The organism is Paenibacillus sp. MBLB1832 (genome assembly GCF_032271945.1).
GTDB lineage: Bacteria > Bacillota > Bacilli > Paenibacillales > NBRC-103111 > Paenibacillus_E > Paenibacillus_E roseopurpureus.
Window position 1 is genome coordinate 3,655,235 of record NZ_CP130319.1, and the last position, 12,525, is coordinate 3,667,759.

Consider the following 12,525-nt stretch of genomic DNA (forward strand, 5'->3'; position numbering starts at 1 on the left):
GATTATATGTACAAAAAATTACTGATAACGTTCGTTGCAAGTATCACTGCCTTGATTATAATCCTTTCCTCGCTTTTGTACTACAACTACACTTCTTCTTCTATTGAGACTGTAAAAGAAATGAAGGGAAATATTTTATCTAATATCAGCTACAGTTCCGTATACATGGATAATATCGCTAAAAAGTTCAGCCAATCCTTAATGCTTAACAATTCCATCATGTCTTTCGCATACAGCAAGGAACAGGATATTCTAACGATTAGCGGTGCCATGAAAACATTGAATAATTTAACGATCCCCAACAGTTATATTTACTCTACTTATATCTACAATAAAAACATCGATACCTTTCTCACGACGAACACATTCTATGATAGCCATGATTTTTATGATAAAGAAATCGTCGCGATGTTAAAAAGTCCTCAAGCAGTCAAATCGCCAAGTTTATATCCCATCCCAAGAAAAATCCCAGTAACAGATGGTTCAAAAGTAAACGAGATTAATGTATACACCTATCTTTTGTTCGATACAAATAATAACAAGGGCGACTTCGACAGTGCGATCGTGTTGAACGTGGATGCAGATTGGCTCAGACTGACGATTTCATCCTTAGACAACAAAATGGGCGAAGATGGGAATGAAATTTTCGTCTTGGATGAGAAAGGCGATATCGTAAGCCACTACTCTCCCGATATGTTCAAGCAAAACATTTCAGATCAGAGCTATATTCGTGATGTTCTTCAAACAGTAGCCCCATCAGGAACCTTCTTTAAACAGCTGCATAATAAAAAATACGTAGTTTCCTATGTTTCTTCGGATGAATTGAAATGGAAATTTATAAGCTTAACCCCGTATGATACTTTTTTTTCGAGTGTTAAAAAGAATGGCCTCCTTACACTCGCTTTTTGTCTCATCGTTCTTATTTTGGGGCTATTATTCGCCTTCCTTGCTTCTAAGAAACTTTACCATCCGATCGGTACGCTAACTAAGGGGATCAAACAAAAGCTGGGCCAAGAAAGCAAACCTGAGAAAAACATCGATGAGGTTAGCTTTCTCTCCACTGCTTTCAATGGCATGATCGATAAAACTATCCTATTAGAAAATATGAAACGAAATACAGCTCCCCTTCTGAAAAATGATTTTCTAAAAAATGTAATCACTGGTCAAGCGTATCTGCCTCTTGAAAAAATATTGGCCAAGGGAAAAGAACTTCAAGTCGAACTAAACCTTACAAACAAACTGTTCTTGTTTATGTTAAAAATTGACTTTTATAAAGACTTCCTCGACCAACATAATGAAAAAGACCGTTCCTTATATAAAATAGGGATTTCAAATATTGCTCAGGAAATCACCAACGAGTATTACAGAAATGAAGTTATCGAGACTGGATTCGATCAATTCACCTTATTGGTCGATATTGGAGAAGAAACTGAGGAATCCGATTCGTACATGGGCATCTTTCAAGACATCGTGACTAGAATCCAAGCTTGTGTCAAAAAATATTTAAACATTTCATTAACGGGAACGCTTGGACATGTGATCAATTCGCCCGATCAAATTAAATACGCGTATGAAAAAACGCTTAGCTTATCCATGTATCGCATGAAATTAGGCCATCATAGCATTATTACGTCTGAGATGTTAAACGACTTAGATGACAACTCTTTCCAATTCCCCGCCTCTAAAGAAAAACAGCTCATTGATTCCTTGAAGTTAGGGAACAGTGAAGATGCGAAGGAAGCCTACAATGACATTATTCAGGCGATGGAGCATTCATCTTACGACACGATCTTAACATCAGTGATCTATTTGTTTTTCTCCATTTACAATTCGCTCAATCGGATCGTCGAAGGCTCTCAATCAACATTCAACGCGATTTCGATCGACTTTTTCAATCAAGTTGCCGAATTTGAGACCTTAGAAGAAATAGAAAGAACATTTTTCAAATTATTCGATGATATTGTCCTAATGAAAGATGGCACCAAAGATAAGAAAAAGAACATGATCGTCGACAACGTGGTTCACATGATCCACGCAAACTATGCGGATAAAAACCTTACCTTAACAAGTATTGCAGAAGCGTTGTCCATATCTTCCGTATATCTCGGTAGACTGTTTAAAAATGCAACAGGTAAATCAGTAGCCGAGTTCATTACGACTGTTCGCATGGAGAATATTAAGGACTTACTGGGACAAACACAAATGCCCATCAATGATATTTTGGATAGATGTGGAATCGAGAAATCGAACTACTTTTATACCAGCTTTAAAAAGTACTTTGGCGTCTCGCTAACCGAATATCGATTACAAAATGTGAAGGTAAACAGTGAGAAAGAGATTTTATAACAATTTCATTAATACGCAAAAATGCCCCCTGTGCTAGGGGGCATTTCCGATTAAAAGTGGATTTCGTCTTACACCTTCATCCACTGCGAATGAAAAATCAAATGTTCACTGATATGCTCACGCCAATAATCCCACGTATGAGCACCAGAATGCTCCTCATAGGAATGAGGAATCTCATCTCCCTCCAACCGCTCATGCAGCTGACGATTCATCAAAATATAACGATCCTCGACTCCGCAATCCATTTTAAGCTTAGGCAAATCGTTCGGGGAGGGAATTGCCATCGTTAAGGGAGACACCTCGACCAATCGCTTCTCGTCCTTTTGAAAAATTAGCGAGAAATCTTCCCAACCAATCAGTTCACCAAGCTCCTGAACATCGAAGAATCCGCTTAAGCTGGACGCAGATGCGAATCGCTCCGAATAGGCGAAAGCCAACCGAATGGCGGCATACCCCCCCATGGATAATCCGCTAATCGCACGTGTTTCCTTTGATCCGCCTACGTTCCACTTTTGTTCAACATGTGGAATCAAGTCTTCTAACAAATAATCTTCGTAATGATGCGGTCTTCCTGCATCCCAGTTCAAATAACCCGTTCCGATGGCGGATAATCCATCCGAAGGCATAAGGATTGCCATCGGGCCCACCTGTTTCTCATTAAGCAAAGCCTGCATGGACTGCATGACATGGCCTTGTTCCGTCCAGTCAATCTCGGAACCATGAACGCCATGCAGTAAAATCAATAAAGGCAATTCACCAGAAGGCCGCGGTTCTGGCAATAAGAGACGATAGACGCGACGTGAGCCTAGCGCTTCAGATTGAATGATATCGGAATATAATCGCATCTTCATTGATTTAATTCCTGTAAGGTGAAATTCGCATCTTTCATCGAACGAAGCACAATTTCATGTGTCACACAGTTATCATCCATTTGGATAACGGAGACAATGGCACTTGCCACATCGTCAGGTGTTAAATATTTCTCGACGGGAGATTTTTGAGCGCGCGCAATATCCCAGAAACCTGTATTTACGCCGCCAGGATAAATCCCGGAAACACGAATATTGAATTGTGCCGCTTCTTCTTGAAGGGCTTGTGTAAATCCTCTAACTGCGAATTTCGTTCCGCAATACACGGATTCCGTTGGCACTCCCGTTAATCCAGCTGTAGAAATGATATTAATAATATGGCCTGTACGCTGCTCTTGCATACTGCGAAGCGCATACTTGCAGCCAAGGATCGTACCCTTATAATTTACATCCATCATCCAATCGATATCTGCCTCTGTATACTCGGTGATCAACTTATGTCGGGCAACGCCCGCATTGTTGATCCAGACAGCGATCGGTCCTAAACGAGATTCAGTCTCCGCAGTCAAAGCAGCAATATCGGCTTCAGAACGAACATCCGTCTGTAAGCCGATTACGTGATCCGAAGATAGGCTTTTCACAGCTTCCTCTAATGCCTTCTCGTCGGCGTCACTAAGCATCACTTTAGCGCCTGCAGCAAGAAGTTGTTTCGCTAATGAGAAGCCAATCCCTCTAGCAGCACCCGTAACTACACATACTTTATCCTTTAAAATCATGATGCTGTCACTCCTCCTCGTGTTCTTTCTCTTCCGGCACGAATTTCAGCTAAGAAATCTGGCCACCATTCTTTCTGCTCGGATCTCTGGCTCAATCTGACCTTCTCTGCTAGGTTCCGATTCATGACGCTTTCCGCTTGCTGTTTAAGTTCCCCCATATCCTTAAATTCAGGAACCAACCATTTTCTACCGATTTGCGCATGCAAGACCTCATCGGCCCAGTCGTAATCCTGGAACGTTTTGGCAAGATCGTTATCCGATTCTTTGGCTACAACCCATTCAAAATGTTTTCCGGTATCTTTCGGCATTAAACCTTGCTCAATGTACCAAAGAACAAGATGCGCCTCTAGTGGCGTAGCTGTATTGTTCAATGCCATTGTTGTTAAAAATTCTACTGGATACATGTAAAACTCCACAGCATCCTGGTATAGACCTACTTCCCCCATCATTGAATGACGAGCCTCGTCCCATAACTGTCTGCTCAAATCCTGATAAAACTCCCATGGCTTGCCAGTTGTTTTATAAATAATGGGCCCCATCCACTCAGGTACGTCCATCTCACGGAGACGTTTGAAAAGGAGGGCATACGTTCTTTCGTCTGCAGGACGATTCTCATCAAAATAGTATTGGTCGAAGTTAGCGGTTGAATTATAGCTGTCTGAAAATCTCGCGTCACGACGAGGCTCCACTTTCATTTCGAATGGCTGTCCATCTGAACGTGGAACTGTTAATTGCCAATCTGCTGGCTTAGCCAAATCCCCTGAAATGCCTCCTGCAGCATAAAGGATTGACTCGAGATGTTGTTGCCATTTTAATGCGGCTTGCTGATCTTCATCCGTAAGGATCAGTGCTTGAATAGCAGCTTCTCCCCATGGAATCATCTCTTCCTCCTCGACCAAAATCAACTTTAAGGCACGACAGGTCGGATGATCAACTAACGGATTCGTTTCCGATAAATGCTTTTTCAAGGAACGTACCAATTCTGGTTTGGCAACTCGGTAAATGCCCACAAGAAGCTCCAACGTGGTCTCCGCGCGTATCACTTCGCTAAAGAATGCCTCCAGTAGATCATCGGGTACTTTATCCAAATGTAAAGGCGGTTCCCTCATCTCGGTCACCCGTTTACGAAGTGCGGCACTATGCTCAGCATCAAGCCAAATATGCAGTCCAAAAGCACCTTTCACTTCCCACTCGGGCGTATTGGCGATATGCGCTGCGTAAATTTTAGTCAATTGTGATTCGGAATACAAATATCTTCGTAGTAAATCCACGTTATGATCGATGTCATAACCAACCTTGCAAGCGTCTTCATAACTGCAAACACCTGCAAGCGGGATCAACCCTAAATTGTTAGTATTTACTCTAGTCATCGTTAATCCTCCATTTCTTATCTTTCAGAATTAACATAACTATATAGGAAACCTGTTAAAAAGGCATTGTGAAACCTTACTGTTTTCTTGTAAAATCTTATTGTAACTACTAGTAAAAAGGAGAACCGCCATGAATCGATCGTTTCTTGAGGTGATCAAAGAGCAACCGATCGTCCCTTATATCCGAGAATCTGACTATGCCGTGAGGCAGCCTGGGTGGACGGTTCCGAACCGTAAACTACTGGATTACTTACTGATTTATATTCAGGAAGGTACCTGCGAATTTGAAATAGACGGTGTGACTTATACATGTGTGGAAGGGGAATTCTGTCTCATTCAACCTAATGTTCTATGCTCTCTAAAAGGAATCACTCGAACGATTACACCTTTCGCTCATTTCGATCTTTTCTATCAGGTAGAGCGGGAGCATAGTTTCCCAACGAAGCCAGGGCTTATTGATCTGAGTGAGTATCAACATCTCATACAACCTCGCCTGAACGATTTTACGAATATCTCGATTCCTGTAAAATTTCGACTTCATCACAATTCCAGTTATAAAGAATCCTTGTTAAAAATGATTGGACTTTGGCAAAATGGCGATGTCATTAGCCAACTGGAGGCCAATCATTTGCTCGAGGAAATGATTCTCGGCCTTCTTAAAGAGTTTAGTGATCTTCAGCAAGAAGATAAATCGGTAAGACCGCAGTCATTGAACTGGATCACATCTTACTTTTCGATCCATCTTTCTGAACCGTTATCCCTTCAAGATATGGCAAAGAGAGCCCGTCTTTCTCCTTCCCGGTTTTCCGCTCTTTTCAAAAACAAATTCGGTGTTTCTCCCCATCAATATTTTTTGCATTTGCGCATTCAGCATGCCCAGGAGCTGCTCAAACAAGGGGATTACACCATGGAAGATATCACGCAATTTTGCGGTTTTACGGACGTCCCACATTTTGCGAATGCATTTAAGCGAATAACGGGGCTAACACCGGGTAATTTCAGATCTTCACACAAGCAGGAAATAGCCCCCTTCGCGTGAAAGGGGGTTATTTCAGTTAACATATTCACCCCAACTGATAGGGTGATGCTTTTAAACAGAAAGATTTGCTTTCTCGTGGACCAATCGATCCTGCGCTATCGTTACGGATGGCTTCTTCAAGCCCGAGCGTAGGATAGCTCGAGAACGGCTCCAAGCCGATATTGTAATGCCGTCCAAACCAAGGATACCCTTCGGTGGCCCCTTAAGCCCCCTCCATTTTGACTTAAGTGATCAATCATATTGATCTTACTATTCATAATGTGCTCTTCAAGCTTCGCACAGGCATCTTTTAAATCGTAACGCTTTAATGCATGTATAAACGCAATGTGTTCGTCATGACCAATCAAAGAGCGTTCATAGCTCTGAAAGAAGTAGATTCTTGCTGCATGCAGAAAACTATTTATTGACCTATATTGCTCCAGCATTCGCTGATTATCCCCTCATTAATCCAAAACACCGCTGTTCAGAATCCTAACCCTCACAATCGGCTTAATGTTGATCTTCGGATACTGCTCGCGCCACCAGTCTTTGCCTTTAAACAGCTTCGGATGATAGGCAGCAACCTCATGCCCAAGCTGGAAGATATCGCAATTGGCCTTCTGCAAGGTTGCAATCATGTTAGATATTTTCGCTGTGAGATCATCTGTTATTTTCTTCTCCAACTCCGTGAGCATCGTGTTCGTATGTTTCTTCACTTTATGTCCATCTTCGATTAATTTAAGATCTAGTTTTAACGAGAGGTTAATTTCGCTAAGACCGTCATCACTACTGATAATATGGACATCATTTTTAACTTCCTTTACCAGGGTTGTATAACGCTTTCCGCCAATGTTACCAACGAGCGGCTGGGATCTGCCAACTGCGCCATTCATCAGAACGGCTAGTTGGGTATCCTCATTATTCAGATTGACGCCAGTATATTTTCCGTCTTTAAACAAAGCAGTACCTGCAAGGCGAGCCCCGTTCTCATAAGGCTCAAACCGGTTGAGAGCGAAATCGTTCAAGAACCGCCCTCCCCCGAGAATATAATCGAGTAATTGGTTTGAAGGGATTGTTCCTCTCTTATGCTCATCTTCTAATAAGCCTACTAAAAAATCCGCTGCGGTCAGATCTTCTTTAAATTTTTTCGTAGCCAACAGCTTGGAAAGATCGCCGTCATACACCGCTAGATAGCCGTATAACGGATTGGTCCTAAATTGACTGGTAATATCCAGATAGTTCAGCGGCTGATCTTTGGCGAATCGGGTGCTGAGTAGAAACAACCTGGTCTCAAGCGCAGCAAGGACGCCAGGCATTTCCTTGTTTGTGTTATCCACGGCGTGATAGATGTTTTTGCCTTTTGATTCAAGGTATAAGTTATTCGCGATGCCTCCTCCCTGATGGACATTTCGAAGCGAGGAAATAACAAAACTCACCTTGAGCTGCTTGCCGTCACCTTCATAATCGAGCCCGATAATGTCGGCAAATAGCATCTTCTTCAGTTGAACCTGATCCCAGCATCCTGTCAGCAGCAAGCAAATGATTAGCGCTGCAATCACTCTCTTCATATTTCGCTCCTCCCCGTGCCTCGCAGTCCAGAAATCAAGAGCAGTAAGGCTGGCAGAACAACGACCATCATGATAGAAATTACGTCCTGAATCGCGCCAAATTTCACAATGGATAATCGCCTCATTATGAAGAAACTTCCTATGAAACAGACGCATACTATAGCCCATACCCAAATATGCTGCTTACCCAAGCCTTGACTACGTAGATGTACGAATGCTTTAGCCGCCATAAAGAAATAGACATAGATCGTTGCCGATACAATGCATACATAGAAGATGAGAAACAAGATATCGATACTCTGTAAGATGTCAATTTTATAGTTCTTTAGAATAAAAACGATCGGCTCTGGAATAACGGAGAGCTGTTCCAAGCTGAACTTCATTGAACAGATCAGACAAACCGCAACATAGAACACGGCCGTGCTGGCGTTCGCCAACGTCATCGCAAGAAGCAGTTTCTTTTTGCTTGATGTCTGCACGTACGGGTAGGCATAAAGGAGCAGATCATAGCCGATATAAGCGCTAAATGCGGTATATGCTCCCTTCATAACCAGTAGCCAGCCACTGGGTAAAATTGGAAGCAAGTTTTTTACGTCAAGTCCGTAGATTCCAGTAAAAACGATAAGCAAAAAACTGATGTAAGCGAAGATCATAAAGGTTTGCGATATATGAGCAAGCTGCTTCAGTGATGATGATGCCGCATAGCCGCACACGACAAGTAGCATAAGAATGATGATCGATCTAGGCGTCTCCACAAACAGCCATCTTCTTAAAATGTCAGCATAAAGCAATGTCAACAAGAGTCCAGAAATGGCGTAATAGCTTCCATATACCAAATTAATGCAAGACCCAATCGGCTTACCGACAATAAGCGGAATATAAGCAAACAGGTTACGCGCTGGATATCGGCTGCCAAGCCACCAAATCAGCACGATGCCTAGCTCTGCGGCTAGTCCGCTCAGCAATACGGACAGCCAAGTATCATGACCGACTTTTCCAGCCATTACATGGGGGAGGGATAGTACTTCGGTTCCGAGCTGGGCCATGATCACGAGCACGATCAGCTGTCTTCCAGTGATAGTTTCTTCCTTCCTCAACGCTTCCAACTCCTTGGATTCCGTATCCTTGTTCGATTGCTCGGCGCTGTTCCACCCGGTCGGTTGCGCAGGCTCCAAAGCGGAACACGTAACAGTGTATCCTTCATATCACTTAAAGAGAAGGGCGGCGTATAGTAAGGGAGGGCCATCGTAGTCATTTGGCATATGTGTATACAAATCATCATGAAGAAGAAGGCCAGGCCAAATAGGCCGAACAACGAGGACAGAAGGAGCGCAGGATAGCTTAGCAGGCGAACTGCGCTGCTCATCTCGTACGATGGCAGGACGAAGGATGCCAATCCCGTTAAAGAGATAACGATAACAATGACATTAGAAACCAAATTAGCCTGAACGACCACTGTTCCGACGACAATACCGCCAACTACGCCAATGGTTTGAGCGACAGGACTCGACAGCCGAATCGTCGCTTCTCTTAAAATTTCAAACGCGAGCATCATCGAAAGCGCCTCTAAGACTGGCGGAAGTGTGACGTATTTAAGCGAGCTCTGCAGTGTATTTACGAAATTGACTGGTAGCAGCTGTGGATTGAAGGCACTGACCCCCACATACAGGGCAGGCGCGGTAAGTGTTATTAAAAAGCTGCAGATTCGCAATAGCCGAAAGAAGGTGCCTACCAGCCAACTGACTTGGTAATCATCTGGACTTTGGAAAAAAGACCAGAACGTGACGGGCAGAATGATTACATCGGGCGAACCTGCAGTTGCTATGACGACCTTCCCCTCCATCATATAGGCGCGTGCACGGTCTGGGCGCTCTGTAATGAGCAGCTGTGGAAACAGGCTGAATTTCTTCTCCCGTATTAATTCATCAATAAATCCTGGCGCCTCCACGTAATCGATATCGATGCTTAGAAGCCTTCTCTCCAGTTCTTCAACAGTTGCTTTTTGTGCAATCGACTTGATGTACATCACAGCCACTTTCGTTTGCGATAGCCGCCCGATCGTATAGGATTTAACGATGAAATCAGTTGAGTTTATCAGCTTACGCATTAGATTGAGATTCGTATCTAAATTTTCAATGAACGCCTCGTGCGGGCCGCGCAGTACCCGCTCATTGGTCGGGATATTAATCGAGCGTTCCTTCTTTAATTCAGCACCTAGCAAATAAAGACGGCTCTCTCCATCGCGATGAAGCACCGTTTTCCCATACATCATCGCCTGGACCGCTTCTTCCAGTAGCTCGGTTTCGGCATAGTCAAGAATCGACACGACTTCACGAACCTCACCATCCGGATGGTGAAGCAGCGGTTTCAAAATGAACGCTTGTACGATCGAGGAATCAATCAAGGTTTCTAAATAAAACAGCCTAATCTGCTTTCCCCCAATCGTCAGAGATTTCGTTTGAAAGTCACTTTGTTCGGTAAATATTTGCTTAAAATATTGCTCGATCTCTTCAACGGTTGGCTTTTGTTCCATGTTGACCCTCCTTTCCCAGTACTTCCCTTACTGTGTCCAGAGCGTGCCTATAATATGTGGGGTTCATGACAAAAAAGGAGCAGCTGCCGCATGGCAAGCTACTCCTCTAAAAGATGTGTGGTTAGGATACTTTGAACTCACCAATTAATCGATTTAACGTATGTGCCAATTCAGCCAAATGCTCCGCAGTTGCGGCATTTTCCTCCGCCCCCGCTGAGGTTAAACGAACAAACGCAAATCGGCACCCCCTGAGGAGTGCCAAATAATCTATTCCTCATTCCGTGCGCAGCTTTAGAAACAAATCCCGAAAGACTGGATCACGCTTAATATGCTGCACATAGCGAATCAGGTGGCGCGAATGATCAATACTCCATCTGGCGTCATCCGAAAGGACTGGACTCGAGATAAGTACACTCGGCGTGTTTCTTTCATCAACGAGATACGCAATGGTTGAAATGTCCCAAATCACTCGGGAGTAGGCAAAATGGTCGGGGTGACAATCGCGGAAGGTTTCATACAAATAGTGACCGATAGCCCCGCTTCCTTTCACATAAGCCTCGATCTCAGTCAGCGTTGTCTTCAAATTGGAGGCCGCATCATGGCATGGAATCAACACTAACGGAACTCCGCTATCCAAAACAACCCGTGCCGCGTGAATGTCCTGCTCCAAATTGAACTCGCGGGTATCCATCCAATGCAAGCCATGACCCCCGAGCCAGACGACAACGATATTCTCGATGATCCGAGGTTCCATCAGAATGGCAGAAGCTACGTTCGTAATCGCAGCGATCGCGACCACATATAACGGATCCTCTGGCGAAGACTGCATAGCCCGCTCAACCAAATTACGAGCAGCTTCGCTTTCCACAGGTGCTTCAGGGCCGCTCAAGTAGCTTTCCGACCCTTTGTAAATCGGAATTTCTGTGCGATTCATCAACTTTACAATTTTATGAAGCTCGTAATAGCTCTTCTCCATGCCGTCCTTCGGTCCAGTGGACAGATCGTTAAAAAAAGGCGCTGCATAAAAAGCCTCTACTTGAAGGCGCTCAGGTGATTGCAAAGCATAGACAACAGCGAACTGATCATCGATTTCATTAAATGTGTCGGTATCGAGCACCATACGAAGTTTGCCGGATTTCGGCTGCAAGCGTTGAATACGTTGTTCTTCGGGAATAGGAGGAAATTTCATGGGACAACTCCTTCGCAAACTTTTATTATGATTTGGCTTTTATGTATTAAACTAAAACTAAATATACTGTAATATTAGATCTTTTTATGATATATTTTTATCATTATTCGGCTTAAATCTTATACGATTCGGCTAATGTGAATCCGAAAGGATATGCGATTCGATGAACGGACAATTCAGTTTTCTGCTTCAAACGACGCGAGAACAACATGCTTGCATCGCTCCTCATCAGCATCAATGCTATGAATTGGTTTACTATCGGGAAGGTCTTGGTACGACCCGTGTAGGCGATGTCACCTACCAGTTCCACGACAGCACCTTTACGGTAATTAAACCGCATACCCGCCATGACGAGCGGCACGAGTTTGACACGAATGTCATATGTATCGGGTTTCAAATGAACGCAGGAACGTATGCATTACGCGAAGGTTTATACCTCGATCAACTGGATTCACCAATCCTTCCTTTATTGCAAGCGATGCGGATGGAAATGCAGCATAAACGCTCTTACTACGCGGCCAAATTGAATCATCTGGTAGGCGAACTGATCATTGAACTGCTTCGTTATGATACGTTCTCCTCAACAAATCCCACGATCGATAAGTTGATTTATGCAAAAAACTACATCGATGAAAACGTGAGTCATCCGATTAGCGTTGAAACATTAGCTGAACTCGTAGGTTATAGCTATGATCGGTTCCGTCACCTTTTTAAGGAGACATATGGACTTTCCCCCATGAACTACGTGATGTCCAAGCGGTTTGAAATTGCCAAACGACTCTTACTGCAAACAAATCTCTCCATTTCAGCTGTGGGTGGTGAGAGCGGCTTTGCGAACGATGCGCAGTTTTGCTCGCTGTTTAAGAAGGAGATGGGGATGACGCCGCGTCACTTTAGGCTCAGCGGAGAATCGTGA

Annotated in this window: 11 protein-coding genes; 3 read left to right on the top strand and 8 right to left on the bottom strand. The window is 43.7% G+C overall.

The window, feature by feature from the left end; all coding sequences use genetic code 11:
- Positions 1-6 precede the first annotated feature (6 nt).
- A complete protein-coding gene (locus MJB10_RS16565) occupies positions 7-2,346 on the top strand; it encodes a helix-turn-helix domain-containing protein (protein WP_314796423.1) in 2,340 nt (779 codons plus the stop codon).
- Positions 2,347-2,414: 68 nt separating this feature from the next.
- Here the strand turns inward: MJB10_RS16565 and MJB10_RS16570 are convergent, their stop codons facing one another.
- The 3 genes from MJB10_RS16570 to MJB10_RS16580 are packed head-to-tail and all read right to left on the bottom strand — an operon-like array spanning position 2,415 to position 5,301.
- Positions 2,415-3,197 (bottom strand): alpha/beta hydrolase, encoded by a 783-nt coding sequence (locus tag MJB10_RS16570; protein WP_314796425.1) that lies wholly within the window; start codon positions 3,195-3,197, stop codon positions 2,415-2,417.
- The gene (locus MJB10_RS16575) at positions 3,194-3,931 is read right to left on the bottom strand and encodes an SDR family oxidoreductase (protein WP_314796427.1); all 738 of its coding nucleotides are present in this window, start codon (positions 3,929-3,931) and stop codon (positions 3,194-3,196) included. The genes MJB10_RS16570 and MJB10_RS16575 overlap by 4 nt, the downstream gene beginning before the upstream one ends.
- Complete coding sequence (locus MJB10_RS16580; protein ID WP_314796429.1) at positions 3,928-5,301, bottom strand: hypothetical protein; 1,374 nt, start codon at positions 5,299-5,301, stop codon at positions 3,928-3,930. The genes MJB10_RS16575 and MJB10_RS16580 overlap by 4 nt, the downstream gene beginning before the upstream one ends.
- A gap of 130 nt (positions 5,302-5,431) precedes the next feature.
- On the opposite strand from MJB10_RS16580, the gene MJB10_RS16585 reads away from it, so the two are divergent.
- Positions 5,432-6,340: an AraC family transcriptional regulator gene (locus tag MJB10_RS16585; RefSeq protein WP_314796431.1), complete on the top strand. Its 909-nt coding sequence runs from the start codon at positions 5,432-5,434 to the stop codon at positions 6,338-6,340.
- A gap of 443 nt (positions 6,341-6,783) precedes the next feature.
- Here the strand turns inward: MJB10_RS16585 and MJB10_RS16590 are convergent, their stop codons facing one another.
- The 5 genes from MJB10_RS16590 to MJB10_RS16610 form a co-directional block, all read right to left on the bottom strand.
- Complete coding sequence (locus MJB10_RS16590; protein ID WP_314796432.1) at positions 6,784-7,887, bottom strand: Ger(x)C family spore germination protein; 1,104 nt, start codon at positions 7,885-7,887, stop codon at positions 6,784-6,786.
- Positions 7,884-8,984 carry a GerAB/ArcD/ProY family transporter gene (locus MJB10_RS16595; protein ID WP_314796433.1) on the bottom strand — a complete coding sequence of 367 codons (1,101 nt, stop codon included), beginning with the start codon at positions 8,982-8,984 and terminating at the stop codon, positions 7,884-7,886. The genes MJB10_RS16590 and MJB10_RS16595 overlap by 4 nt, the downstream gene beginning before the upstream one ends.
- Positions 8,981-10,420: a spore germination protein gene (locus MJB10_RS16600; RefSeq protein WP_314796435.1), complete on the bottom strand. Its 1,440-nt coding sequence runs from the start codon at positions 10,418-10,420 to the stop codon at positions 8,981-8,983. Before MJB10_RS16600 ends, MJB10_RS16595 begins: the two co-directional genes overlap by 4 nt.
- A gap of 121 nt (positions 10,421-10,541) precedes the next feature.
- Positions 10,542-10,682: a hypothetical protein gene (locus MJB10_RS16605; RefSeq protein WP_314796437.1), complete on the bottom strand. Its 141-nt coding sequence runs from the start codon at positions 10,680-10,682 to the stop codon at positions 10,542-10,544.
- A 12-nt stretch (positions 10,683-10,694) separates the two neighbouring features.
- Positions 10,695-11,609, bottom strand: a complete 915-nt coding sequence (locus MJB10_RS16610; protein WP_314796439.1) for a nucleoside hydrolase — start codon at positions 11,607-11,609, stop codon at positions 10,695-10,697.
- A gap of 163 nt (positions 11,610-11,772) precedes the next feature.
- On the opposite strand from MJB10_RS16610, the gene MJB10_RS16615 reads away from it, so the two are divergent.
- Positions 11,773-12,525 (top strand): helix-turn-helix domain-containing protein, encoded by a 753-nt coding sequence (locus tag MJB10_RS16615; RefSeq protein ID WP_314796441.1) that lies wholly within the window; start codon positions 11,773-11,775, stop codon positions 12,523-12,525.

What these genes read in the sequence shown, in the direction of transcription:
- MJB10_RS16570 (WP_314796425.1), bottom strand. Translation starts at nt 3,197, where the DNA reads ATGAAGATGCGATTATATTCCGATATCATTCAATCTGAAGCGCTAGGC.
- MJB10_RS16600 (WP_314796435.1), bottom strand. Translation starts at nt 10,420, where the DNA reads ATGGAACAAAAGCCAACCGTTGAAGAGATCGAGCAATATTTTAAGCAA.
- MJB10_RS16590 (WP_314796432.1), bottom strand. Translation starts at nt 7,887, where the DNA reads ATGAAGAGAGTGATTGCAGCGCTAATCATTTGCTTGCTGCTGACAGGA.
- MJB10_RS16585 (WP_314796431.1), top strand. Translation starts at nt 5,432, where the DNA reads ATGAATCGATCGTTTCTTGAGGTGATCAAAGAGCAACCGATCGTCCCT.
- MJB10_RS16615 (WP_314796441.1), top strand. Translation starts at nt 11,773, where the DNA reads ATGAACGGACAATTCAGTTTTCTGCTTCAAACGACGCGAGAACAACAT.
- MJB10_RS16575 (WP_314796427.1), bottom strand. Translation starts at nt 3,931, where the DNA reads ATGATTTTAAAGGATAAAGTATGTGTAGTTACGGGTGCTGCTAGAGGG.
- MJB10_RS16610 (WP_314796439.1), bottom strand. Translation starts at nt 11,609, where the DNA reads ATGAAATTTCCTCCTATTCCCGAAGAACAACGTATTCAACGCTTGCAG.
- MJB10_RS16565 (WP_314796423.1), top strand. Translation starts at nt 7, where the DNA reads ATGTACAAAAAATTACTGATAACGTTCGTTGCAAGTATCACTGCCTTG.
- MJB10_RS16580 (WP_314796429.1), bottom strand. Translation starts at nt 5,301, where the DNA reads ATGACTAGAGTAAATACTAACAATTTAGGGTTGATCCCGCTTGCAGGT.